Here is a 23,277-nt window from a genome sequence, read left to right as displayed (position 1 = left end):
GGTTCGCCGCTTTCAGCATCCTGGACTGTGGCGGCTGCTTAGACTGGCAGTCATCCCGGAACAGGACTCGATCATGCTCAAGAATCAGTTGAAAGACCCCAGCCTGCTGGTAGAACGCGCTTACATCGATGGGCAGTGGATGACCGCCGATGACGGTGCAACCCTGACGGTGACTGACCCGGCAACAGGCGAAAGCCTGGCGCAGGTTCCGGCCTTGTCGGGCGCTGAGACTCGTCGCGCCATCGAGGCTGCCGAGCGTGCCTGGCCTGCCTGGCGCGCACGTCCTGCCGCCGAGCGTGCGCTGCTGCTGGAGCGCTGGTGTCAGGCCATGCTCGACAACCTTGAAGACCTGGCGCTGATCATGACCCTTGAGCAGGGCAAGCCGCTCAACGAGTCCCGTGGTGAAATCCGTTACGGGGCCAGCTTCGTCAAATGGTTCGCCGAAGAGGCGCGCCGCTCCTATGGCGAAACCATCCCGACGCCCAGCGCCGACCGCCGCCTGATGACCCTCAAGCAACCTGTGGGCGTCTGCGCTGCGATCACGCCCTGGAACTTCCCCAACGCGATGATCACCCGCAAATGCGCACCGGCATTGGCAGCGGGTTGCCCGATTATCGTCAAACCGTCGGACTTGACGCCGCTGTCGGCCCTGGCGCTGGCGGTGCTGGCCGAGCGCGTGGGTATTCCGGCGGGCGTGTTCAACGTCATTACCGGTTTACCCACCGGTATTGGCGAAGAGCTGACCGGCAACCCGGCGGTACGCAAGATTTCCTTTACCGGCTCGACGCCTGTGGGGCGCTTGCTGATGCGCCAGAGTGCCGAGCACATCAAGCGCCTGAGCCTGGAACTGGGCGGCAATGCGCCGTTTATCGTGTTCGACGATGCCGACCTGGAACAGGCCGTGGCCGGCATCATGCTCAGCAAATTCCGTAACGCCGGGCAGACCTGCGTCTGTGCCAACCGCATTCTGGTGCAAGACGGCATCTATGATCGTTTTGCCCAGCGACTGGTGGAAGAGGTCGCCAAACTCAAGGTCGGCAACGGTCTGGAGGAGGGCGTCACCATTGGTCCGCTGATCAACACCGCGGCAGTGAACAAGGTCGCCCGACACATCGACGACGCCCTGAGCCAGGGCGCGAAGCTGCTGTACGGCGGTCTTCCGGATGGCGATAACCAGTTCGTGCAACCGACGGTCCTGGGCGATACTCATGCCGGAATGCTGCTCGCCAACGAAGAAACCTTCGGCCCGGTCGCCCCGCTGATGCGCTTCAGTGACGAAGCCGAAGCTCTGGCCCTGGCCAACGCCACGCCTTACGGGCTGGGCGCTTATTACTTCACCCAGGACCTGCGCCGCTCATGGCGTTTTGGTGAGGCACTGGAGTTCGGCATGGTCGGGCTCAATACCGGGATCATCTCCATGGAAGTCGCGCCCTTCGGCGGGATCAAACAGTCAGGCCTGGGCCGCGAAGGTTCGAGCTACGGGCTGGACGAGTATCTGGAAGTGAAGGCGTTTCATGTGGGTGGGTTGTAGGCCTGGTTCCGATCAGTGAGGCATGGCTGTTACTTGTGGGAGGGGCCTTGGCCGCGACGACTTGCTGAAGGCAACACATTTTCAGTGCCTTGTGAAAGTCGCCAGCAAGCTGCCTCCCACAAAGTGAGTTGATCGGCATCAGGTTGTAGGCCGTTTTACCGCTTGATGCAGGAGAGCGATTGTTTTCTCCAGCAGGTCAGAACACCGGTTGCAGTGCTTCCGACCGGTGGGCGATAGTGCGGCTCCATGGATTCAGGAGTCGTTACGCCAATGTTGAAAACTCTGGCCGTTGCCAATTACCGCTCGATCAATAGCCTGGTCGTGCCCCTGGGGCGGCTCAATCTTGTGACGGGCGATAACGGGAGCGGCAAGTCCAATCTCTACAAGGCTTTGCGGCTCTTGGCGGAGACGGCTCAGGGCGGTGTGGTGGAAGCCCTGGCCCATGAAGGCGGGCTTGATTCGACTTGGTGGGCCGGTCCTGAAGTCATAAGCTCGCGCATGAAACGGGGTGAAGTGCCGCTGGAGGCATCCGTGCGGCGAGAGTCGAAACGCCTGCGCCTGGGTTTTGCCACCGAGGACTTCGGTTTCGCTATTTCCCTGGGATTGCCTGAGCCACTTCCATACCCGACCGCCTTCATGCTGGACCCGGAGATCAAGCGGGAATGCATCTGGGCCGGGCCTTTATACCGACCGGCTTCCTTGCTGGTGGATCGCAAGGGGCCGATGATCCGGGCGCGTCAGGGTCGGGACTGGGAAATTCTGCAGCAACATGGGCAACCCTTCGACAGCCTGTTTGCGCAACTGGGCAGCCCGAGAAACTTTGCCGAAATCGCCGAAATGCGTGGGCTTATAAAGGGCTGGCGTTTCTACGACCATTTCCGCATCGACCGGGACGCACCGGTTCGCCAGCCGCAACTGGGCACTCGCACGCCGGTGCTGAACCACGACGGGCGCAACCTGGCGGCTGCTTTGCAGACCATCATTGAAGTGGGCGAAGTGGAGGATCTGCATCAGGCGCTTGAGGATGCGTTTCCCGGCACCCGGCTGGAAATCGATGCAACGCCCGGAGGGTTGTTCAGCCTGCTCTTTCATCAGCACGGGCTGCTTCGCCCCCTGACGGCGGCCGAGCTTTCGGACGGGACACTGCGTTATCTGCTGCTCATGGCCGCACTGCTGACGCCTCGACCACCGTCCATGATGGTCTTGAACGAGCCGGAAACCAGCCTGCATGTCGATCTGTTGCCAGCACTGGCGCGGCTGATCATCCGGGTTTCACAGCGCTGTCAGGTCTGGGTGGTGTCCCACTCAAGCATCCTGATCAGGGAGCTGAGCCGCCATGAAGACTGCCAGAAAATCGTCCTGCAAAAGACCCTTGGCCAGACAGAAGTACAAGGCCAGAGGCCTTTGGATGCACCTGCCTGGCATTGGCATGATTGAAAACAGGCACACACGCAAAGTGGGAGCGGATTCATCCGCGAAAGCATTATCACAACCGACAGATAAACATCGTTTGAAATACCGTTTTCGCGAATGAGCGGAGCGCCGCCCGATTCCTACTGATCAGTTACTGATCGACAGAATGCTCGCCTGATACGCACCGACGAAGATGTCGAAATCCACGACTTCTTCGGTTTCTTCCAGTTCTGCCTGTTCCGCAATGGAGGTTTTGGCCAGGGCTTCGAACTGAGCCTGATCTTCTGCGCCCAGCGGGTGGCTGCGGAAGTATTCGGCATGTTTCTGGCTCTGGCGGAACGAGAAGGCGGTGAAGCCTTCTTCATTTGCCCGCATGCTGGCCAGCACTTGTGCCGATGGCGTCAGTGACGAGTCATCGACCTTGGCCTGTTGGGCTGCAATCGATTTGATGTGCTCGTCGCTGTTCTGGGCCTTGTCCAGCAACTGTGCCAGGGGCGTGATCTTCTCCAGCAGTTCGGTGGCCCAGGCTTTCAGTTCGATAGTCGAATGATTGCGCTGCAATGTCAGGCCTGGACGACGGCCTTCCTTGACCACCGACAGGAAGTTGGAACCCGCGTCGGAGCATTCGTGGCTTGCCAGTTGCGGGCTTTCTTCAAGGGCGCAGAACAGGATGAAAGCGTCGATGAAGCGAGCCTGCTCCAGATTGATACCGGTCGGCAGGAACGGATTGATGTCCAGGCAACGAACCTCGACGTACTGCACACCACGGGCCACCAGCGCCTGGATGGGGCGTTCGCCCGAATAGGTCACGCGCTTGGGACGAATGTTGGAGTAGTACTCGTTTTCGATCTGCAACACGTTGGTGTTGAGCTGTATCCACTCGCCATTGCTGTCGTGGGTGCCGGTTTCCACATACGGCGCGTAAGGCGTTGCCACCGCTTTGCGCAGGCTGTCGGTGTAGCTCACCAGATCGTTGTAACACGGCGTCAGGTCGGCTTGTGCCTTGCTCTGATAACCCAGGTCGCTCATGCGCAGGCTGGTGGCATAAGGCAGATACAGCGTATCGGCGTCGAAATGCTCCAGCTGGTGGGCGCGGCCCCGCAGGAAACCGGCGTCCAGTGCCGGCGAAGCGCCGAACAGGTACATCAGCAGCCAGCTGTAGCGACGGAAGTTCCGGATCAGCGCAATGTAGGAATGCGACTGGTAATCCCGGGCGTCGCCGTCGAAGTCTTCGGTCTGCTTGAGCAGCGACCAGACGTCTTCCGGCAGCGAGAAGTTGTAATGAATCCCGGCAATGCACTGCATGGTCTTGCCATAACGCAGCGCCAGACCCTTGCGGTACACGTACTTGAGCTTGCCGATGTTCGAGGTGCCGTAATAGGCAATCGGAATATCTTCTTCGGCCGGCAACGGGCACGGCATCGAAGGGCTCCAGAGGTATTCGTCGTTCAGCTTGCTGTAGGCGAAGCGATGAATCCGGTCGAGGCTGTCGAGGGTCTGTGCGGGGTCCGTCAGGGCCGGCGTGATGAACTCCAGCAGCGATTCGGAATAATCGGTGGTGATCAGTCCATTGGTCAGTGCTGCACCCAGGGATTGCGGGTGAGGCGTCTGTGCCAGACGTGCCTGGTCGGTAACGCGCAGGCATTCTCGCTCGATACCGTGCAGGCACTGCTCCAGCAGAGAGAGGTTGTTACGCTCGCCAAGAAGAGCCAGGCGGCGGTTGAGAAATTCGCTCAAGGTGGATTCCTTCACGCATCGGTCGCCCCAATATGGGGGTGGACAGAACGGTCTACAAGGGTGAAGAAAGGAACTGGCGTTGTCGCCTGGTCGGGTCTTTAACGCCTGCTCACGATCACGGCTCTTTGTCGTAGGACCAAAATGGGTCCGACACCACGCTAATGGTGCCGAAATTACCCCAAATCGGTTCTATAGAGCTAGCAAGTGATTGCTTCCATCACACTTTCGTAAATTTTAGATGACAGCGAAGGTGCCTTGCGCCTTGGCGACCAGTTTATCGTCCTGGACCACTTCGGCTTCGACGACCAGTGTGCGGCGTCCGGCGTGAAGTACCTTGGCGGTGCATAAAACCTCGCCTTCGGACACGCCGCGTACATAGTTGATCTTGCATTCGATGGTGACGCTGCGCTGGTCGAAGCCATGGGAACTGGAACAGGCCAGCCCCATGCTGATATCCACCAGACTGAAGATCGCCCCGCCGTGCATCACGTTGCCACGGTTGCGCAGATGCGCTTCCAGCGGCAGCGCGACTTCGGCAACACCTTCATCAAGACGCCGCAGCTCGCAGCCGAGCATCTTGAAGTAGGCGCTGTGGGTCAGGTCTTCCGGAATATCCATCAACGCTTCTTCAACTGTTTGGCATTGGCGAACAGCGAAGCCATGGCGTTATTGGCCGGAGCCGCGGTGGTGGTTTCCTTGCGTGGTGCGCTGCCTTGCTGGCGCGGGGCGGAACCCGGACGCGGGCCACGGGCACCGTCGATCTTCTCGCCAGGAGTGTCGCTCATGCGCATCGACAGGCCTACGCGCTTGCGCGGGATGTCGACTTCCATGACCTTGACCTTCACCACGTCGCCAGCCTTCACCGCTTCACGCGGGTCCTTGATGAACTTCTCGGACAGCGCCGAGATATGCACCAGACCGTCCTGATGCACGCCGATATCGACGAAGGCACCGAAGTTGGTGACGTTGGTGACCACGCCTTCGAGGATCATGCCCAGTTGCAGGTCCTTGAGGTCCTCGACGCCATCCTGGAACTCGGCGGTCTTGAACTCCGGACGCGGGTCGCGGCCCGGCTTTTCCAGCTCTTGCAGAATGTCGGTGACCGTTGGCAGACCGAAGGTTTCGTCGGTGAACTTCTTCGGGTCCAGGCGCTTGAGGAAGCTGGCATCGCCGATCAGCGAACGAATGTCACGGTCGGTTTCAGCCGCAATGCGCTGTACCAGCGGGTAGGCTTCCGGGTGAACGGCAGACGAGTCCAGCGGGTTTTCGCCATTCATTACGCGCAGGAAGCCGGCAGCCTGTTCGTAGGTCTTTTCACCCAGACGGCTGACTTTTTTCAGCGCGGCACGGGTCTTGAAAGCACCGTTCGCATCGCGGTGGGCAACGATGTTCTGCGCCAGCGTGGTGTTCAGGCCGGAAATACGCGCCAGCAAGGCCACCGAAGCCGTGTTCACGTCGACGCCGACGGCGTTCACGCAGTCTTCGACCACTGCATCCAGGCCACGGGCCAGTTTCAGTTGCGAGACGTCGTGCTGGTACTGGCCGACACCGATGGACTTCGGATCGATTTTCACCAGTTCGGCCAGCGGGTCCTGCAGGCGGCGGGCAATGGAGACGGCGCCACGGATCGACACGTCCAGGTCCGGGAACTCCTTGGCGGCCAGCTCGGAAGCCGAGTACACCGAAGCGCCGGCCTCGGACACCATGACCTTGGTCATTTTCAGTGCTGGATACTTTTTGATCAGCTCAGCGGCCAGCTTGTCGGTTTCGCGGCTGGCGGTACCGTTGCCGATGGCGATCAGGTCTACCGAGTGTTTGGCGCAGAGTGCGGCCAGTACGGCGATGGTCTGATCCCACTGGTTTTTAGGCACATGCGGGTAAACGGTGGCGTAGTCGAGCAGCTTGCCGGTGGCATCGACCACCGCAACCTTGCAGCCGGTGCGCAGGCCCGGGTCAAGGCCCAGCGTGGCACGCGGGCCGGCCGGAGCGGCCAGCAGCAGGTCGTGCAGGTTGTGGGCGAAAACGTTGATCGCCTCGGTTTCCGCGCTGTCGCGCAGTTCGCCCAGCAGGTCGGTTTCCAGATGGCTGTAGAGCTTGACCTTCCAGGTCCAGCGCACGACTTCGGCCAGCCACTTGTCGGCCGGGCGGTTCTGGTTCTGCAGGCCGAAGCGCTCGCCGATCATCAGTTCGCACGGGTGCAGGGTGCCCGGCAGTTCTTCGCCGACTTTCAGCGCCGAGCTGAGGAAGCCTTCGTTACGGCCACGGAAAATCGCCAGGGCGCGGTGCGAAGGCATGCTCTTGAGCGGTTCGTCGTGTTCGAAATAGTCGCGGAACTTGGCGCCTTCCTCTTCCTTGCCAGGCACTACGCGGGCGCTGATCACGGCTTCCTGCATCAGGAAGCTGCGCAGTTTGTCCAGCAGGGTGGCGTCTTCGGCGAAGCGCTCCATGAGGATGTACTTGGCGCCTTCCAGCGCAGCCTTCACGTCGGCCACGCCTTTTTCGGCGTCGACAAAGCGTGCGGCTTCGGTTTCCGGAGTCAGGGACGGATCGTTGAACAGGCCGTCCGCCAGTTCGCCCAGGCCCGCTTCAAGTGCGATCTGGCCTTTGGTGCGGCGCTTCTGCTTATAAGGCAGGTACAAGTCTTCGAGGCGGGTCTTGGTGTCGGCAAGATTGATGTCGCGGGCCAGTTCCGGGGTCAGCTTGCCTTGCTCTTCGATGCTGGCCAGGATGCTGACGCGACGCTCGCTGAGCTCGCGCAGGTAACGCAGGCGCTCTTCCAGATGGCGCAGTTGCGTGTCATCAAGGCTACCGGTCACTTCCTTGCGATAGCGGGCAATGAAGGGAACGGTCGAACCTTCATCCAATAGTTCCACGGCCGCTGCGACCTGTTGAGGGCGCACGCCCAGTTCTTCGGCGATGCGGCTGTTGATGCTGTCCATAAGACCACCTGGAGTTGTGAGCAAAAAACTGGATTCTGTACAAAAAACTGTCTTGCCTGCCCGTCGCTCGCCAGCCTTGTCACAATACCGGCGAACCGCCATAGTCAGGCACTGCCCGACTTTGAGGGCCGCGCAGTATACCCGCCCAGGTCCAATTATGGGATTGGCCGGATAATGCGAGCGGTTTTGCTCATGTAGAAGCACTCATTTATGTAGGCTCCAGTAAAATCTGCTAACAATGCACACGGTGCGCATCACCGCAGCTACGCCATAATGCGCCCCGAGATCAAAGGAGCATCCGATGAGCAGCACTGCACAAAATGCTGAAGGCGAAAAAATCCTGATCGTCGATGACGATCCGGGGTTGAGCAGCCTGTTAGAGCGCTTTTTCACCAGTAAGGGCTATCGTGCCCGTGCGGTGGCGAACGTCGAACAAATGGACCGTTTACTGTCCCGCGAGGTTTTCAACCTTGTGGTTCTGGACTTGATGTTGCCCGGAGAAGACGGCCTGTCTGCTTGCCGCCGTTTGCGTGCAGCCAACAATCAGGTGCCGATCATCATGCTCACTGCCAAAGGCGATGAGCAGAGCCGTATCAAGGGGCTGGAACTGGGCGCAGACGATTATCTGGCCAAACCTTTCAACCCGGACGAACTGATGGCCCGCGTCAAGGCTGTCCTGCGTCGTCAGGCCGCGCCGGTGCCCGGTGCGCCCGGCAGCGAAGACGAGTCGGTCAGCTTCGGTGACTACGTATTGTCCCTGGCGACCCGCGAACTCAAGCGTGGCGATGAAGTACACATGCTCACTACCGGTGAGTTTGCGGTTCTCAAGGCGCTGGTCATGCATGCTCGCGAGCCGCTGACCCGTGACAAGCTGATGAACCTGGCCCGTGGCCGCGAGTGGGATGCTCTGGAGCGCTCCATCGACGTGCAGATTTCCCGTCTGCGTCGCCTGATCGAGCCCGATCCGTCCAAGCCGCGTTATATCCAGACAGTCTGGGGCGTGGGTTATGTGTTCGTTCCGGATGGAGCCGGGAACCGCTGACAGGTCACTGACCAGCGCAGAGCACCGAAGTCCTTGCCACTTGCGTCGATAGCCTGAACGGGTTATCGACGTTTTGGTTTTCGCGTTCGTACCATGGACTGGAACACGATCGGCAAATTTGCGAGCCTGGCTCGCCCTGCAAAGTGTATAGCTGCAGTTATGAAGACTCCGCTCTGGTTTCCGCAAAGCTTTTTCTCCCGCACCCTCTGGCTGGTGCTCATTGTCGTGCTGTTTTCCAAGGCGCTGACGCTCGTCTATCTGCTCATGAACGAAGACGTACTGGTCGACAGGCAGTACAGCCATGGTGTCGCCCTGACTCTGCGTGCCTATTGGGCGGCGAACGAGAACGACCGTGAAGCGATTGCCGAAGCTGCCGGCCTGATTCGGGTGGTGGGCGGCGGTGTGCCGGAGGGCGAGCAGCACTGGCCTTACAGCGAAATCTATCAGCGTCAGATGCAGGCCGAACTGGGTGCCGATACCGAAGTGCGGCTGCGCGTCCATGCGCCTCCGGCACTCTGGGTCCGCGCTCCGAGCCTCGGGGATGGCTGGCTGAAAGTGCCGCTTTACCCGCATCCGCTTCGTGGCCAGAAAATCTGGAACGTGCTGGGCTGGTTCCTGGCCATCGGCCTGTTGTCCACCGCATCGGCCTGGATTTTCGTGCGGCAGCTCAACCAGCCGCTCAAGCGTCTGGTTTTTGCTGCTCGTCAGTTGGGGCAGGGCCGCAGTGTGCGGTTGCCGGTCAGCGATACGCCCAGTGAAATGACCGAGGTTTACCGCGCTTTCAACCAGATGGCCGAAGACGTCGAACAGGCCGGGCAGGAGCGGGAACTGATGCTGGCGGGTGTATCCCATGACTTGCGTACGCCGTTGACTCGTTTGCGTCTGTCGCTGGAACTGATGAGCGACGAGAACGAGTTCACCGAAGGAATGGTGCGGGATATCGAGGATATGGACGCCATTCTCGACCAGTTCCTGGCGTTCATCCGCGATGGCCGTGACGAGGAAATCGAAGAAGTCGACCTGAGTGATCTGGTGCTTGAAGTGGTCGCGCCGTTCAATCACCCGGATGAACACATCCGCCTGTGTCTTGAGCCGATTCCGCCTTTCCCGTTGCGCCGGGTTTCCATGAAACGCCTGCTGACCAACCTGATCGGCAATGCCATGCACCACGCCGGCAACGGTATTGAGGTGGCGGCTTATGTGTCCGGCGATACCAGCGCGCCTTATGTGGTACTGAGCGTGCTGGACCGCGGGGCCGGTATCGATCCCTCCGAGCTGGACGTCATCTTCAATCCGTTCATCCGTGGCGACCGCGCCCGTAGCGGCAAAGGCACCGGCCTGGGGTTGGCTATCGTCAAACGCATCGCCGCCATGCATGGCGGCAATGTCGAGCTGAGAAACCGTTCAGGTGGCGGGCTGGAAGCAAGAGTGCGCCTGCCGCTGGGCTTGATGCTGCCAAGGGATGCGGTTTGACCTGAAATGCCTAGTAGGAGCGAATTTATTCGCGAAAGGCGCATCTTCGCGAATGAATTGGCTCCCACCGGTAAAGGGGGTTTCAGGCAAACCCGTGCTGGCGCCAGGCTTCATAAACGGCGACGGCAACGGTGTTGGACAGGTTCAGGCTGCGGCAGCCTTCGCGCATGGGGAGGCGCAATCTTTGCTCGCTACTCAGCGAGTCGAGAATATCGGCTGGCAGGCCTCGGCTTTCCGGGCCGAATAGAAAGGCATCACCCTTCTCGAAGCTGACGTCGTGAAACGGGCGAGAGCCTTTGGTCGTAAAGGCGAACAGCCGCGGGTTGCCGATCTTTTCCAGACACGTGGGCAGGTCGGCATGGGTTTGCAGCGTGGCATACTCGTGATAATCGAGCCCGGCCCTGCGCAGGCGTTTGTCGTCCAGCTCAAAGCCCAGGGGCTCGATCAAATGCAGGGTGCAGCCACTGTTGGCGCATAGCCTGATCACATTGCCGGTATTCGGCGGAATTTCTGGTTGAAAAAGGATGACGTGAAACATGCACGGCTCCGAACGGAAGGACGGGATGCATTCTACCCCCGAAGAGGACCCCAGGCCGAAGCTCTGGCCAAGAGTTCTTGGTTCGATGGCAATTGTCGGCTTTACCATCGGGATGATCATTGGTCGTCTGCAGCAACCTGCGCCTCTGGAACTGGAGCAGATCGAGGAGTTGCCCACAGGTCTGGCGCTCTGGTTCAACGAACAGCCGCAGGTTCAGGGCGATCATGTCGACGGGACGGTTGTCCTGCGTTTCGAGTCCTGGGGACGGCCATGGAATGGTCAACTGCGCATCGACAACAAGGTTGCGCGCTGGAAGCTGGAGCGAAGCGGGAAGGAGTTGGTGCTGACGCTGCTGGCGGCCCGTCCTCTGCATGGCGACTGGCGCGCTGCAGAAGTGGACGGGCGCTGGAGACTTGAGGTCAGTCTCCGGGAGGAATAAAAGAGGGGAATCCCCGGCCTGCCTGTACCAAGGTCCCCAAAACTGGTGATGTATAACCTAATGCAGGGTGCGTGCCAGTTTTGAGAATTCTTTTGTCCTGTTCTTGTTTCCTGCCTCAAACCCTTGTACGAAAGGGCTTTTGAGGAAGTGCAGGACGCTTTTCGATTCAGGCGAGGGGATTTTCTCGGCAATATTCCGGTTTCAATAAGGCACCAAAATGGTGCCTTGCATGAAGTTTGTGCGCTAATTGCGGCGTTCTTCAGTGATTCTGGCCATGCCAGGGCACCAGTTTGCGTTGCAGTGCGCGAAGGCCGAGTTCCATGGCGAAAGCGATCACGGCAATCACCAGAATCCCCAGGATCACAATGTCCGTCACCAGAAACTGCGCGGCTGATTGCACCATGAAGCCAAGCCCGCTGGTGGCTGCAATAAGTTCGGCCGCCACCAGTGTCGACCATCCCACACCGAGCCCGATTCGTATGCCGGTCAGAATGTCCGGCAAGGCGCTGGGCAGGATCACATGGCGGATCAGTTGCCAGCGGGTGGCGCCCAGGGATTGCGCGGCTCGCAGTTTGGCCGGGTCCACGGTACGTACGCCGGTTGCGGTGGCAATGGCGATGGGCGCGAAAATGGCCAGATAGATCAGCAAGACCTTGGAAAACTCGCCGATGCCGCACCAGATGACGATCAGCGGCAGATAAGCCAGCGGTGGAATAGGGCGATAGAACTCGATCAGCGGATCGAAAATGCCTCGGGCGATACGGTTATGGCCAATGGCGATACCCACCGGGATGGCACTGAGAATGGCGGCTCCCAATGCCAGGCCGATCCGTTGCAGGCTGGCACCCAGATGCTGCCAGAGGTTTGAGTCCATATAGCCGGTGGTCAGCAGCAGCCAGCCTTTCTGGAGAACGTCAGCAGGTGGCGGCAGGAACAGCGGTTCGATCCACTGCGCAGCGGTCACCACCCACCACAGGCCCAGCAAGACCGACAGCGTCAGGACGCTGATGGCGCGGGTGCTCAGCTTCAATTGCAGTGGTGTTTTCTTTGTGCCGGTCTTGGCCGGACTTTCCAGTTCATAGCTGCTCATGCGCGCTGCTCCCGTGCAAGGTTGCGTTGGGAAAAGACGCTGGCCAGTACGTGTTCTCGGGTTTCGATAAAGCGTGGATCGGACTTGATCGCCCGTGCCGACTCCCCGGCGCTGTAGCGTTGCCCGAAGTCCAGTTGCAGGCGTTCGGCAATATGGCCGGGATTGGGGGCCAGCAGGATCAGGTCGGTTGCCAGGAAGACGGCTTCTTCGATGTCGTGGGTAATCAGGAACACCGGTTTGGCGGTGCGTCTCCAGACTTGCAGCAAGAGTTCCTGCATCTGTTCGCGAGTGAAGGCGTCCAGGGCACCGAAGGGTTCGTCCATCAATAAAACCCGTGGATTGGCCGCCAGAGCACGGGCCAGGCCGACACGCTGTTTCTGTCCGCCCGACAGTTGCCAGATTCGGCGCTGCTCGAAACCGGCCAGGTCCACCAGCGCCAGCATTTCCCGGGCTTTCGCTTCGCGTTCTGCCCGAGAAACGCCTGCCAGTTCCAGGCCGAAGGCCACATTGGCCAGCACATCCTGCCAAGGCAGCAGCGCATCGTCCTGAAACACCACGCCGCGCTCTGCACTCGGGCCTTCAACAGCAATGCCGTCGAGGGTGATACGCCCGGCGCTGGGCTGGACGAAGCCTGCGATCAGATTGAGCAATGAGGTTTTGCCACTGCCGGACGGGCCAAGGGCAACCAGCAATTGCTGCGGCCCCAGGCTCAGGTTGATATCCGCCAGCACAGGCTCTGCTGCGCCGGGGTACTGTGCGCTTATACGCTCCAGTTGCAATAGAGCCATGGCTGTTGCCTCATTCTCGATCAGGTGGATTATTGGGGAATGAACTTGGCGCTGGTGTAGGCCGAGTAATCAGGCAGTACCGCATCGACCTTGCCCTGTTCCTTCAGGAAGGCAGCGGTCTTGGTGATGGCCTCGATGGTCGGTGCGCCCAGCAGTGCTTTCTGGTCTGTGGCCAATGGATAGACGTTGCCTTCCAGCAGCGCCGGAATATCCGTCGTCTTGGCACCGGACAGCTTGCTCAGCTTTTCGATATTGCTGGCATTGGCGATCCAGGCATTCGGGTCCTGGCGGTAGCTGGCGTAGGCATCGAGCGTCACCTTGGCGAAGGCGCTGACCAGTTGCGGGTTCTTGGCCGCGAAGTCCTTGCGCACGATCCAGGCATCAAATGTCGGCGCACCGACCTTGGCCAGTTCGCCGGAGGTGATCAGCACCTTGCCGGTTTCCTTGGCCACGCCCAGCGCCGGGTCCCAGACGTAAGTGGCGTCGATATCGCCGCGCTTCCAGGCGGCAGCAATGGCGGGCGGTGCCAGGTTCACAATCGTGACCTTGGCCGGATCGATGTTCCAGTGCTTGAGCGCGGCCAGCAGGCTGTAGTGGCCTGTGGAAACGAACGGCACGGCGACTTTCTTGCCGATCAGATCTTGCGGCGTATTGATGCCTGAGCCGTTACGGGCGACCAGTGCTTCTGCGGCGCCGATCTGGGTGGCGATCAGAAAGGTTTCCACCGGCAGTTTGCGGGTGGCTGCGGCGGTCAGTGGGCTTGAGCCGAGATAGCCGATCTGTACATCGCCCGACGCGATGGCGGTGATGACGTCTGCACCGTTCTCGAACTTGCGCCATTCGATCTTCGAATTGGTGGCTTTTTCATAGGCGTTATCGGCCTGTGCGACCTTGGCGGGATCGACGGTGGTCTGGTAAGCGACAGTGAAGTCGGCGGCCTGAGTCAGGAAAGATGCGCCTGTCAGCGACAAGGCCGCCAGAAGGCGCAGGGAGAAGTGCAGTTTCATGGTGATGCTCCGTATCAGGCGGGCCGGGGACTGGCTGGCTACGGAGCGTAAATGATCTAAGAATTTAGAAATAAATAACTTTTTTGAATTAGCTTATGAGCTGAAAACGAGACTTTTCCTGATCGTAGCAGGAGATCGCTGGCGCCTCGGCAACGCGCAGTAATAACGATCAGTCAAGGCATGCCTGTCACTTGTGGGAGGGGCCTTGGCCGCGACGACCGGCTTACAGGCAACACATTTTCAGCGCCTGAAAGCTGGCTGTCGCGGCCAAGGCCCCTCCCACGGATTACGGCTTCAAGGCTTCCATACCTGCACATCCTTGGCATCCACGGCCTTGGGCAGCAACCCCGCTGCCAGGAACGCATCGGCAATGCTCTGTTGCTCATCAAGTTGATTGGCTTGAACGGCTTGCACCTCATAGCTGCGACGAGCGTTGGCTGCCTCAACGGTGGCCACATCCAGATTGCCCCAAAGCGGGCTCAGGATTTGTGCCGCTTCGGCCGGATGAGCCTTGACCCATTCGCCGGTCTTTTTGAGTTCGGCGAACACCACCTTGAGCACTTCCGGGTGACTGTTGGCGTAAGGCGTGGTGGTCAGGTAATAGCGCTTGTAGCTGGCCAGATCGGTGCCGTCGGCCAGAGTGCGGGTAGGCAACTGGCGCTGGACGCTGCTGAGGAAGGGTTCCCAGGTCACCCAGGCGTCCACCTTGCCGTTCTCGAACGCGGCGCGACCATCGGCGGGTGTGAGGTAGGCGGGTTCGATATCGGTGAACTTCAGACCGGCCTTGCTCAGGGCGGCAATCAACAGGTAATGGCTGCCCGCGGCTTTGGTGACTGCGATTTTCCTGCCCTTGAGATCGGCCAGGGTTTTGAACGCCGAATCGTTGCGCACCACAATCGCCTGGGCCGACGGAGAGGAGGCTTCCTGAGCGAAATAGGTGAGCCGTGCGCCTGCCGCCTGAGCAAAGACCGGAACCGTATCGGCGACATCGGCGCTCAGATCGACATTGCCCACGTTGAGGGATTCGAGCAAAGGCAAGCCGCTGGGAAATTCATGCCACGACACCGAAATGCCCTTTTTGTTCAGCTCCCGCTCCAGCGTACCCTGGCTTTTGAGCACTGAAATGAGCGTTGAGGACTTCTGAAAACCGATTCGCAAAGTTTCTTTTGCGTCTGCTGGCATGGAAAGTGTCAAGGTGGTGGCAATTGTCACAATTGCTGCTAGTTGTTTGTTAAGTGAATGTTTTAAAAGGTTTTTTATCTTCATTTCGTGGGCTTTCCGGTTGGGATTTCGTGACTGGAGAGTCGAGATCCGGTTGTCCGGTAGCTGAAAACTAAACGATCTGACGAATGGTCGAAAAATATTTTTTGGGAATTAGCTTATTTGATGGATACACTCCTTGGCGTCGAGGTTGACATGTGTTGTGACATATATCAAAACGGTCTAAAAGCGTTACGAATAATTGCTTTTGGATTGGTCAGATTTTCACTACCTTGCACCAGTGACAACGCGGTCTAGTCATTTGAGTCTCGAGGCGCACAGTCACCATTGACCTCTGGTCGGGCCTGTCGCTTAACGCGAATACATGGGTCAGAGCCTTGCTCGGCACCATGGATTAAAAAAATTAGATTCACGAGGAGCGTAGCAATGAAGAAGTCCACACTGGCCCTGGCCGTAACCTTTGGTGTATTGGCCCAGCAGGCCGGCGCAGCAGGTTTCATTGAAGACAGCAAGGCGTCCGTTAGTTCTCGTACCATGTACTTCAACAACGACCTGCGTGAAGGCCGTAACGTTACTGACCAGCGTGAAACCGCTACCGGTCTGAAGTTCGATTTCATCTCGGGTTACACCGAAGGCACCGTTGGTTTCGGTCTGGACGTTCAGGCTCTGGTGGGTGTGCATCTGGGTGGCGGTATCCAGAACAAGACCGCTACTACCCAGAACAGCTTCTTCCCGATGGATACTGACGGAGATTCGGTCAGTTCCTGGAGTCGCGGTGGTGCCAACGCCAAGGTCCGCTTCTCGAAAACCGAACTGAAAGTCGGTAACGCTCTGGCACCAAACCTGCCAATCCTGGTTTCCAACGACGGTCGTTTGCTGCCTCAGACCTTTGAAGGCGGTATCGTTACTTCCAAGGATCTGGACAACTTCACCCTGACTGGCGGTCAACTGACCGGTTCCGCTGGTCGTGCTTCCAGCAACTCCACCGGTTTGTCAGTATTTGGCGCTACTCGTGACAGCAACGAGTTCCGTTTCGCCGGTGGCGACTGGAAAGCCACTAAAGACCTGACCCTGCAGTACTACTTCGCTAACCTGGAAAACTTCTACAAGCAGCATTTCCTGGGTCTGGTACATGTTTACCAAATCGCTCCTGACCAGTCCTTCAAGACTGACCTGCGTTATTTCAACAGCAGCGCTGATGGCAATAACAGCAAGAACGTAGCGGGTTATGCCTTCAACAACAACAACGGTTATGCCAAGAACGTTGGCGAAGTCGACAACAAGACTTGGTCTGCAATGTTCACCTATACCTTGGGTGGTCATGCGTTCCTGGTCGGTCACCAACAAGTCGGTGACGACGGTGGTTTTGTCAACCTGAACCAAGGCAACGTTGTGGATGGTCGTGGTCGTCCAGAAGGTAACGGTGGCTCCAGCTTCTACCTGTTCACTGACTCGATGATTAACCAGTTCAACCGTGCCGGTGAGAACACCACTTTCGGTCAATACTCGTATGACTTCGCCAAAGTGGGCATTCCTGGTCTGAAAGCTGCTGTTGCCTACCTTCGTGGTGAGGACGTCAAAGGTGCTCGCAATACCTCTTCCTTTGGCCATGAGTACTCGGAGTGGGAACGCGACATGCGTATCGACTACGTGATCCAGAGCGGTCCGTTGAAAGGTTTCGGTACTACCGTGCGCCACGGTACCTACCGTGCGGATGAAGGCCTGAACGGTGCAAGTGATGCCGACCAGACTCGTCTGATCTTCAACTACACCTACGCCTTCAAATAAGCCATTTGGCGTCTGTGTAGAGCAACACAAAAAAGGTCCTGATTGTTCAGGACCTTTTTTTATACCCTGCAAATCCTCCCCCCTCAGCAACTGTCTCCCTGACTGTTGCAAGGCAGTACTTCCGAGGCCCGCCATTCCTTGATGAGCTGACGGCGGCTGCCCGTATAGCGTTCGGTCAGTATCCGGGCGCTGGTGATGTCGCCCATATCGATCATCCGGAACTTGTTGTCCATTTCGCACCAGGCGCTGATGAAGCGTTTTCCGTCGATAAACCCCAGCATGATCGGCCATATGACCTGTTCTTCCAGTTCGACATGCTCTATCGCCAGAGTGATGCGGAGCTTGTATTGATCGCGCATGGCGCGGCGGATCTCGCTCAGGTCGATGGGCAGGACGTTGTTGGCAGGGCGGGCGATGTAAAAGGTCTCATCTTCCAGGGACGGACGCATGTCTATGGGCAGGACTGCGTTGATTTTGGCCAGCGCGTTCTCGACCGCGAGGGCCAGTTTGATATCTGTCTGGCGGCTGACCCACAGTGCGCCGATGACCAGCGCCTGGATTTCTTCCTCGGTGAAAGACAGGGGCGGCAAAAGAAAGCCCGGCTTGAGGACATACCCAAGGCCGGGCGCGGCATCGATGTCGGCACCCATGCCCTGTAGCGTGGCCACGTCTCGACGGATAGTGCGCAGCGAAACGCCCAGCTCACCCGCCAGCGTTTCACCTGACACGGTTCTGCGATGCCGGCGAAGCACTTGCATGAGCTCAAAGAGTCGATGACTTCTTGCCATTAATGCTCCATGGCTACGATGCCTTTTCCGCCAGGCTTGAGCCCGTGCTCAAGGTCCCGGATGAGCTGGATTGCGCCACTCAACGGAACGGTTGTGCCTACTGGAATCCTGAGGCGGCCCGCACTGGCGGCCTCGGCCAGCCTGTCCAGAATATCACCGCGCGGCGAGCCGACAATGGGTTTGAGCCGACGATCAAAGACAGCCCTCATGAACTTGCCCGGCCCTGGATTCAAGTCCAGAAACACGCCTTTCGGGCGAAGCATGGCGATACCGGCGGATACGGAGAGCGTGGCAGCCGTGTCATAAACGATATCAAATCGCTGATTGAGTGTTGAAAGCTTCAGGGTGCGGTAGTCGTAAACGGTCTGCACGCCAAGTGATTGTGCGTGTTCGATGTCCTGAGCGCTGCAACTTCCAGAGACACTGGCACCCAGCAGTCGTGCGATCTGCACAGCGGCCTGGCCGACCGCTCCGCAGCAGCCGTTGATGAACACATGTTGGCCTGCACGCAGCCGGCCCTTGTCCACCAGTCCGTTCCATGCAGTCACGCCCGGCGTACCCAGGCAAGCCGCATCCTCGAAGGAAACGTTGTCCGGCTTTTTGGCCAGAAAGCTTTCTTTTGTAACCACGGCTTCAGCGAGGGCACCGCTTTCCTTGAAGCGCGCCAGACCGAACACGGCATCGCCCGCCTTGAACCGTGTGACGCCCGGTCCTGCAGAGATAACCGTGCCTGAAAAGTCCATGCCCATTGCTCGAGGGAAGGCCCGGCCTGTGATGATCTTCATCTGCCCGGCGCGCAGTTTCCAGTCGATAGGGTTGATGGCCGCGAATCTGACCCGCACGGCCACTTCTCCCTTGTCGGGTGTGGGCAGCACGAAATCCTCGATCTGCATCACCTGCGGACCACCGTACTTGCGATATTGAATGCGTTTCATGATGCGTTCCCCGAGCCGTGCTTGCGATAGAGTCAACGGGGCAACACTACCGGGGCACGTGGACAGTTTTTGGCACCATTAAAAGCCACACGCATTGAAACTCACGTCACATGCACGGCAATAGCGTTGTCGGCATGCTCAAGACAGGTCTGGCGAAAGGCATGCCCGTTACAATGCCGGCAATTGCCTGATCGGCCAGTTTGTCGAGGGGCATCGCCGGTGGGCTTTTTGCATCGATACCGTCCTGAACATTGTGCAGCAAGGGAGTATCGGTACCGGGCGGGGCGATTTCGACCATTCGCAACGAGCCTCCAGGGATCAGGCCGGGCGCTGAGTCACTGGATAAATTTCCAATCTGTTACAAACAGGTACAAATTTTACAAAATTGGCTAAAGGAAGATTTCTCTGTGCCGATAGCTCGCGGATAAGCGCATCGAATGCCTCAGAGTGGAGCCACAATGAAAATCTCTTCTTCCGACCTCACGTCTCCTGTGCAAATGCCTGTCATGAGCACACCGCCGGATGTCGTGACGGATGTGGCAGCCAGTTCCAGCAAGGCACCCGCCAAGATTGAGGTCACAATTTCAATGGAGGGCCAGGCCAGGCTCAAAACTGAGAAATCGGACGCTGATAAATATGCGGACATAGACCAGGCTCCGCTGCCGGACAGCATCAAGGAAGTTTTGAAGAATATCCGCAAGCTGCAAGAAAAAATCGAACAGAAGCTCAAGGAGTTGTCGGAACTTGTCGGCGATAAAACCTTGTCTGAAGAGGAACTCAAGAGGCGCCGGGATGCATTGACGACTGAGCTGAGAAGCATGCAGTCAGCCATGAGCCAGGCGACCAACGCACTGAATAATGCAATGAGTTCTCGCAACATGGACCTTAAAAGCCGAGATCTGGCCAAAGGCCTGATAGGCATGAAATAGTCTGCCCCGTCCGGTCAGTAGAAAAGAAACCCCGCTACGGCGGGGTTCTTTTTGCCTGCAATTCAATATTCCTTTCAGGTCTAACCAAATCGATATCCATTCTTTTTAATTTGTTAGAAGGCGGTGCACAGTAGGCTCATAACTCAACGAACACCCGACCGAACAAGGAGCAACACCATGACACTGCGACTTGGCGATATCGCCCCTGACTTTGAACAGGACTCCAGTGAAGGCCGCATCCGTTTCCATGAATGGCTGGGCAATAGCTGGGGTGTGTTGTTTTCCCACCCGGCGGATTTCACGCCGGTCTGCACCACCGAGTTGGGTTTCACTGCCAAATTGAAGGATGAGTTCGCCAAGCGCGGCGTCAAGGCCATTGCGCTGTCGGTGGACCCCGTCGATTCTCACGTCAAATGGATCGACGACATCAACACCACGCAAAACACTCTGGTCAATTTCCCGATCCTGGCCGATGCCGATCGCAAGGTTTCCGATCTGTACGACCTGATCCACCCCAATGCCAGCGACACGCTGACCGTGCGTTCTCTGTTCGTGATCGATCCGAACAAGAAAGTGCGCCTGACCATCACCTATCCCGCCAGCACCGGGCGCAATTTCAACGAGATCCTGCGGGTCATCGACTCTCTGCAGTTGACCGACAACTACAAGGTCGCCACGCCAGCCAACTGGGTGGATGGCGATGATGTCGTGATCGTGCCGTCCATCAAGGACGAAGCCGAGATCAAGGAGCGTTTCCCTAAAGGCTACAAGGCTGTCACGCCTTATCTGCGCCTGACGCCACAGCCGAACCGTTGATTTACAGCTTCATCGAGTGGGGTTATTCGGGCCGATTTATCGGCCCTTTTTTATGGGCGGGAAAGTCATAAATCCACATATTCATTTAGGGAATAACCAAATGAAAAAATGAGATTTATGGATATAAAAAACTGCTGTTAATGTCACTCCATCGCGGCGGTTTTCGCCTCACGACTACTCATATCCAGCAAAGGAGCGCCCCATGCGCACTCTCATCTTGCGTCGAGGCCTGGCCGCTCTGTTTACCGCAGCAGTCGCTCTGGGAGCCATCACCCAGGCTCAGGCTGAAGACCTTCGTATCGGTTATCAGAAGTACGGCACCCTGGTGGTGCTGAAAGCCAAGGGTTCTCTTGAGAAGCGTCTGGCCGAGCAGGGCGTGAAAGTGCAGTGGACCGAATTTCCGGGCGGTCCTCAATTGCTGGAAGGGCTGAATGTCGGCTCCATCGATTTTGGCGTGACGGGCGAGACACCACCGGTCTTCGCTCAGGCTGCCGGCGCAGACCTGCTCTACGTGGCCTATGAGCCGCCAGCGCCTACCAGCGAAGCGATTCTGGTGCCCAAGGATTCACCGATCACTTCGGTCAAGGATCTCAAGGGCAAGAAAGTCGTCCTCAACAAAGGCTCCAACGTTCACTACCTGCTGGTGCGCGCACTGGAAGATGCCGGTTTGAAATACACCGATATCCAGACCGTGTTCCTGCCGCCTGCCGATGCGCGTGCCGCTTTCGAGCGTGGCAGTGTCGATGCCTGGGTCATCTGGGACCCTTACCAGGCTGCGGCCGAACAGCAATTGCAGGCGCGGACTCTGAGAGACGGCACCGGCATCGCGGATAACCATCAGTTCTATCTGGCCACCAAGCCTTATGCCCAGAAGAACCCGAAAGTGATCGAGGCCCTTATCGAAGAGGTGCGTGCAGTAGGCGAGTGGTCCCAGGCTCACCCTGAAGAAGTGACTAAACAGGTTGCGCCACTGCTGGGCCTGCCTGCCGACATCACCCTGACCTCGGTGAAGCGCCAGGGCTACGGCGCCCTGTTCATCACGCCTCAGGTCGTCGATGCCCAGCAGAAAATCGCTGACACCTTTTACCAGCTCAAGCTGATTCCCAAGCCACTGCGCATTGCCGACGTGATCTGGACACCTCCCGCTGCTGTAGCGAAAGCACAGTGATTGGCAGGCCCTTCGAGGAGACAACTCCATGAGCCTTAGTGCTTCGCAACGAACCCTTCACAGACTGGCGCCCTGGGCACTTCCAGTCTTGCTGCTGGCGGTCTGGCAACTGTCAGTCAGCGCCGGCTGGCTGTCTACGCGCATTCTGCCTGCGCCAAGCGCGGTGATAGAGGCTGGCGTCAATCTGATTGCCAGCGGCGAAATCTGGACCCACCTGGCAATCAGCGGCTGGCGTGCCGGTATCGGTTTTGCCATTGGTGGCGGTATCGGTCTGGTGCTGGGCTTTATTACCGGCCTGACTAAATGGGGCGAGCGCCTGCTGGACAGCTCGGTGCAGATGATCCGTAACGTGCCGCACCTGGCGCTGATTCCACTGGTAATCCTGTGGTTCGGCATCGATGAAACCGCGAAGATTTTCCTGGTCGCGCTGGGCACTCTGTTCCCGATCTACCTGAACACCTATCACGGTATTCGTAACATTGACCCTGCGCTGGTGGAAATGTCCCGCAGCTACGGTCTGTCAGGCTTCAGCCTGTTCCGTCACGTGATCCTGCCGGGTGCCATGCCTTCGATTCTGGTAGGTGTGCGCTTCGCCCTTGGCTTCATGTGGTTGACCCTGATCGTGGCCGAAACCATCTCGGCCAGCTCCGGCATCGGTTATCTGGCCATGAATGCCCGTGAATTCCTGCAAACCGACGTCGTGGTTCTGGCAATCGTGCTGTATGCCGTGCTCGGCAAGCTGGCCGATCTGGCGGCGCGAGCTCTGGAGCGTGTATGCCTGCGCTGGCATCCGGCCTATCAAGTCAGCAAAGGCGGTGCAGCATGACGAGTCTGAAACAACAACCTCCGCATCTGCTGCGTGGTATCCCGCTGGCGATTCAGGACCTGAAGAAAGCCTTCGGTTCCCGTGTCGTACTCAGGGACATCGATCTGCACATTCCGGCCGGTCAGTTCGTGGCCGTGGTGGGTCGCAGCGGTTGCGGCAAGAGCACCCTGTTGCGCCTGTTGGCCGGTCTGGACAAGCCTACCGAAGGTCAGTTGCTGGCCGGTTCCGCTTCTCTGGCCGATGCTCGGGAAGACACTCGCCTGATGTTCCAGGAAGCGCGTCTGTTGCCCTGGAAAAAGATCATCGACAACGTGGGCCTTGGCCTGAGCGGTGACTGGCGTCCCCAGGCGCTTGAGGCGCTGGAAGCGGTCGGTCTGGCCGAGCGTGCCAATGAATGGCCTGCGGCGTTGTCCGGCGGCCAGAAGCAGCGGGTTGCCCTGGCGCGGGCGCTGATCCACAAGCCGCGCCTGCTGTTGCTCGATGAGCCGCTGGGCGCGCTGGATGCCTTGACTCGTATTGAAATGCAGCAACTGATCGAAAGTCTGTGGCGCAAGCATGGCTTCACGGTCCTGCTGGTGACTCACGATGTCAGCGAGGCCGTGGCCATTGCCGATCGGGTGATCCTGATCGAAGAAGGCAGCATCGGGCTCGACCTTGTGGTCGACCTGCCGCGTCCTCGGGCGCGTGGCTCTCATCGTCTGGCTGCGCTGGAAACCGAAGTGCTCAACCGCGTGCTGTCCCTGCCCGGATCGCCGCCTGAACCCGAACCCTCTTCACCGTTGCCCACGCAGTTGCGTTGGGCCAATTAA

22 protein-coding genes are annotated in these 23,277 nt (G+C 58.6%); 11 read left to right on the top strand and 11 right to left on the bottom strand.

The genetic code is table 11. From position 1 onward, the window contains the following. Positions 1-73 precede the first annotated feature (73 nt). Both KQP88_RS23810 and KQP88_RS23805 read left to right on the top strand, forming a co-directional pair. The gene (locus tag KQP88_RS23810) at positions 74-1,531 is read left to right on the top strand and encodes an NAD-dependent succinate-semialdehyde dehydrogenase (protein ID WP_216704351.1); all 1,458 of its coding nucleotides are present in this window, start codon (positions 74-76) and stop codon (positions 1,529-1,531) included. Positions 1,532-1,801: 270 nt separating this feature from the next. Next, positions 1,802-2,968 (top strand): AAA family ATPase, encoded by a 1,167-nt coding sequence (locus KQP88_RS23805; protein ID WP_216704350.1) that lies wholly within the window; start codon positions 1,802-1,804, stop codon positions 2,966-2,968. A gap of 123 nt (positions 2,969-3,091) precedes the next feature. On the opposite strand, the gene gshA is transcribed toward KQP88_RS23805, so the two are convergent. The 3 genes from gshA to KQP88_RS23790 form a co-directional block, all read right to left on the bottom strand. After that, the gene (gene gshA, locus KQP88_RS23800; RefSeq protein ID WP_216704349.1) at positions 3,092-4,681 is read right to left on the bottom strand and encodes a glutamate--cysteine ligase; all 1,590 of its coding nucleotides are present in this window, start codon (positions 4,679-4,681) and stop codon (positions 3,092-3,094) included. A 234-nt stretch (positions 4,682-4,915) separates the two neighbouring features. Continuing rightward, entirely contained in the window at positions 4,916-5,299 is a 384-nt protein-coding gene (locus KQP88_RS23795) for a PaaI family thioesterase (RefSeq protein ID WP_025262400.1), read from the bottom strand. Next, on the bottom strand, positions 5,299-7,620 hold the full coding sequence (locus tag KQP88_RS23790) for a Tex family protein (RefSeq protein WP_216704348.1): 2,322 nt from the start codon (positions 7,618-7,620) through the stop codon (positions 5,299-5,301). The genes KQP88_RS23795 and KQP88_RS23790 overlap by 1 nt, the downstream gene beginning before the upstream one ends. Before the next feature lie 301 nt (positions 7,621-7,921). Between KQP88_RS23790 and ompR the strand changes: the two genes are divergently transcribed. Both ompR and KQP88_RS23780 read left to right on the top strand, forming a co-directional pair. After that, positions 7,922-8,662, top strand: coding sequence for an osmolarity response regulator transcription factor OmpR (ompR, locus tag KQP88_RS23785; protein WP_025262398.1), 741 nt, complete (start codon positions 7,922-7,924; stop codon positions 8,660-8,662). 159 nt (positions 8,663-8,821) lie between these two features. Next, positions 8,822-10,135 carry an ATP-binding protein gene (locus KQP88_RS23780; protein ID WP_216704347.1) on the top strand — a complete coding sequence of 438 codons (1,314 nt, stop codon included), beginning with the start codon at positions 8,822-8,824 and terminating at the stop codon, positions 10,133-10,135. An 82-nt stretch (positions 10,136-10,217) separates the two neighbouring features. Here KQP88_RS23780 and trmL read toward each other — a convergent pair whose 3' ends face one another. Continuing rightward, entirely contained in the window at positions 10,218-10,673 is a 456-nt protein-coding gene (gene trmL / locus KQP88_RS23775; RefSeq protein WP_200993788.1) for a tRNA (uridine(34)/cytosine(34)/5-carboxymethylaminomethyluridine(34)-2'-O)-methyltransferase TrmL, read from the bottom strand. On the opposite strand from trmL, the gene KQP88_RS23770 reads away from it, so the two are divergent. Beyond that, entirely contained in the window at positions 10,672-11,112 is a 441-nt protein-coding gene (locus KQP88_RS23770; RefSeq protein WP_200986511.1) for a hypothetical protein, read from the top strand. The genes trmL and KQP88_RS23770 overlap by 2 nt on opposite strands. 259 nt (positions 11,113-11,371) lie before the next feature. Here the strand turns inward: KQP88_RS23770 and tauC are convergent, their stop codons facing one another. The 4 genes from tauC to KQP88_RS23750 all read right to left on the bottom strand — a co-directional run bounded on the left by tauC (position 11,372) and on the right by KQP88_RS23750 (position 15,179). Beyond that, complete coding sequence (gene tauC / locus KQP88_RS23765; protein WP_216704346.1) at positions 11,372-12,202, bottom strand: taurine ABC transporter permease TauC; 831 nt, start codon at positions 12,200-12,202, stop codon at positions 11,372-11,374. Beyond that, positions 12,199-12,990, bottom strand: a complete 792-nt coding sequence (gene tauB / locus KQP88_RS23760; protein ID WP_216704345.1) for a taurine ABC transporter ATP-binding subunit — start codon at positions 12,988-12,990, stop codon at positions 12,199-12,201. The genes tauC and tauB overlap by 4 nt, the downstream gene beginning before the upstream one ends. A gap of 29 nt (positions 12,991-13,019) precedes the next feature. Next, positions 13,020-13,997 (bottom strand): taurine ABC transporter substrate-binding protein, encoded by a 978-nt coding sequence (gene tauA / locus KQP88_RS23755; RefSeq protein WP_216704344.1) that lies wholly within the window; start codon positions 13,995-13,997, stop codon positions 13,020-13,022. A gap of 294 nt (positions 13,998-14,291) precedes the next feature. Continuing rightward, positions 14,292-15,179 carry an aliphatic sulfonate ABC transporter substrate-binding protein gene (locus tag KQP88_RS23750; RefSeq protein WP_407681810.1) on the bottom strand — a complete coding sequence of 296 codons (888 nt, stop codon included), beginning with the start codon at positions 15,177-15,179 and terminating at the stop codon, positions 14,292-14,294. Between the two features lie 465 nt (positions 15,180-15,644). Between KQP88_RS23750 and KQP88_RS23745 the strand changes: the two genes are divergently transcribed. Beyond that, positions 15,645-17,006: an OprD family porin gene (locus tag KQP88_RS23745; RefSeq protein ID WP_025262390.1), complete on the top strand. Its 1,362-nt coding sequence runs from the start codon at positions 15,645-15,647 to the stop codon at positions 17,004-17,006. Positions 17,007-17,089: 83 nt separating this feature from the next. On the opposite strand, the gene KQP88_RS23740 is transcribed toward KQP88_RS23745, so the two are convergent. The 3 genes from KQP88_RS23740 to KQP88_RS23730 all read right to left on the bottom strand — a co-directional run bounded on the left by KQP88_RS23740 (position 17,090) and on the right by KQP88_RS23730 (position 19,027). Next, positions 17,090-17,794 (bottom strand): helix-turn-helix transcriptional regulator, encoded by a 705-nt coding sequence (locus KQP88_RS23740; protein WP_216704342.1) that lies wholly within the window; start codon positions 17,792-17,794, stop codon positions 17,090-17,092. After that, entirely contained in the window at positions 17,794-18,729 is a 936-nt protein-coding gene (locus KQP88_RS23735; RefSeq protein ID WP_216704341.1) for an NAD(P)-dependent alcohol dehydrogenase, read from the bottom strand. The genes KQP88_RS23740 and KQP88_RS23735 overlap by 1 nt, the downstream gene beginning before the upstream one ends. A gap of 106 nt (positions 18,730-18,835) precedes the next feature. After that, the gene (locus KQP88_RS23730; protein ID WP_216704340.1) at positions 18,836-19,027 is read right to left on the bottom strand and encodes a hypothetical protein; all 192 of its coding nucleotides are present in this window, start codon (positions 19,025-19,027) and stop codon (positions 18,836-18,838) included. Positions 19,028-19,187: 160 nt separating this feature from the next. On the opposite strand from KQP88_RS23730, the gene KQP88_RS23725 reads away from it, so the two are divergent. The 5 genes from KQP88_RS23725 (at position 19,188) to ssuB (ending at position 23,277) form a co-directional block, all read left to right on the top strand. Then, complete coding sequence (locus KQP88_RS23725) at positions 19,188-19,658, top strand: hypothetical protein (protein ID WP_216704339.1); 471 nt, start codon at positions 19,188-19,190, stop codon at positions 19,656-19,658. Between the two features lie 177 nt (positions 19,659-19,835). After that, on the top strand, positions 19,836-20,474 hold the full coding sequence (locus KQP88_RS23720) for a peroxiredoxin (RefSeq protein ID WP_122320515.1): 639 nt from the start codon (positions 19,836-19,838) through the stop codon (positions 20,472-20,474). Between the two features lie 202 nt (positions 20,475-20,676). Then, positions 20,677-21,642, top strand: a complete 966-nt coding sequence (locus KQP88_RS23715; RefSeq protein ID WP_216704338.1) for a sulfonate ABC transporter substrate-binding protein — start codon at positions 20,677-20,679, stop codon at positions 21,640-21,642. A 28-nt stretch (positions 21,643-21,670) separates the two neighbouring features. Further along, the gene (ssuC, locus tag KQP88_RS23710; RefSeq protein WP_216704337.1) at positions 21,671-22,468 is read left to right on the top strand and encodes an aliphatic sulfonate ABC transporter permease SsuC; all 798 of its coding nucleotides are present in this window, start codon (positions 21,671-21,673) and stop codon (positions 22,466-22,468) included. Further along, a complete protein-coding gene (gene ssuB / locus KQP88_RS23705; protein WP_216704336.1) occupies positions 22,465-23,277 on the top strand; it encodes an aliphatic sulfonates ABC transporter ATP-binding protein in 813 nt (270 codons plus the stop codon). The genes ssuC and ssuB overlap by 4 nt, the downstream gene beginning before the upstream one ends.

The sequence above is a fragment of the Pseudomonas lijiangensis genome (assembly GCF_018968705.1).
GTDB classification, from domain to species: Bacteria; Pseudomonadota; Gammaproteobacteria; order Pseudomonadales; family Pseudomonadaceae; genus Aquipseudomonas; species Aquipseudomonas lijiangensis.
The sequence above is the reverse complement of the archived record's forward strand: the minus strand, read 5'-3'. Positions and strand labels throughout refer to the sequence as shown.

Coding starts and splice junctions, on each gene's coding strand:
- tauB (WP_216704345.1), bottom strand. CDS start 12,990: ATGGCTCTATTGCAACTGGAGCGTATAAGCGCACAGTACCCCGGCGCA.
- ompR (WP_025262398.1), top strand. CDS start 7,922: ATGAGCAGCACTGCACAAAATGCTGAAGGCGAAAAAATCCTGATCGTC.
- KQP88_RS23740 (WP_216704342.1), bottom strand. CDS start 17,794: ATGGCAAGAAGTCATCGACTCTTTGAGCTCATGCAAGTGCTTCGCCGG.
- ssuB (WP_216704336.1), top strand. CDS start 22,465: ATGACGAGTCTGAAACAACAACCTCCGCATCTGCTGCGTGGTATCCCG.
- KQP88_RS23770 (WP_200986511.1), top strand. CDS start 10,672: ATGCACGGCTCCGAACGGAAGGACGGGATGCATTCTACCCCCGAAGAG.
- KQP88_RS23715 (WP_216704338.1), top strand. CDS start 20,677: ATGCGCACTCTCATCTTGCGTCGAGGCCTGGCCGCTCTGTTTACCGCA.
- KQP88_RS23795 (WP_025262400.1), bottom strand. CDS start 5,299: ATGGATATTCCGGAAGACCTGACCCACAGCGCCTACTTCAAGATGCTC.
- KQP88_RS23730 (WP_216704340.1), bottom strand. CDS start 19,027: ATGGTCGAAATCGCCCCGCCCGGTACCGATACTCCCTTGCTGCACAAT.
- ssuC (WP_216704337.1), top strand. CDS start 21,671: ATGAGCCTTAGTGCTTCGCAACGAACCCTTCACAGACTGGCGCCCTGG.
- tauA (WP_216704344.1), bottom strand. CDS start 13,997: ATGAAACTGCACTTCTCCCTGCGCCTTCTGGCGGCCTTGTCGCTGACA.
- KQP88_RS23750 (WP_407681810.1), bottom strand. CDS start 15,179: ATGCCAGCAGACGCAAAAGAAACTTTGCGAATCGGTTTTCAGAAGTCC.
- tauC (WP_216704346.1), bottom strand. CDS start 12,202: ATGAGCAGCTATGAACTGGAAAGTCCGGCCAAGACCGGCACAAAGAAA.
- KQP88_RS23725 (WP_216704339.1), top strand. CDS start 19,188: ATGAAAATCTCTTCTTCCGACCTCACGTCTCCTGTGCAAATGCCTGTC.
- trmL (WP_200993788.1), bottom strand. CDS start 10,673: ATGTTTCACGTCATCCTTTTTCAACCAGAAATTCCGCCGAATACCGGC.
- KQP88_RS23720 (WP_122320515.1), top strand. CDS start 19,836: ATGACACTGCGACTTGGCGATATCGCCCCTGACTTTGAACAGGACTCC.
- KQP88_RS23735 (WP_216704341.1), bottom strand. CDS start 18,729: ATGAAACGCATTCAATATCGCAAGTACGGTGGTCCGCAGGTGATGCAG.
- KQP88_RS23780 (WP_216704347.1), top strand. CDS start 8,822: ATGAAGACTCCGCTCTGGTTTCCGCAAAGCTTTTTCTCCCGCACCCTC.
- KQP88_RS23790 (WP_216704348.1), bottom strand. CDS start 7,620: ATGGACAGCATCAACAGCCGCATCGCCGAAGAACTGGGCGTGCGCCCT.
- KQP88_RS23810 (WP_216704351.1), top strand. CDS start 74: ATGCTCAAGAATCAGTTGAAAGACCCCAGCCTGCTGGTAGAACGCGCT.
- KQP88_RS23805 (WP_216704350.1), top strand. CDS start 1,802: ATGTTGAAAACTCTGGCCGTTGCCAATTACCGCTCGATCAATAGCCTG.
- KQP88_RS23745 (WP_025262390.1), top strand. CDS start 15,645: ATGAAGAAGTCCACACTGGCCCTGGCCGTAACCTTTGGTGTATTGGCC.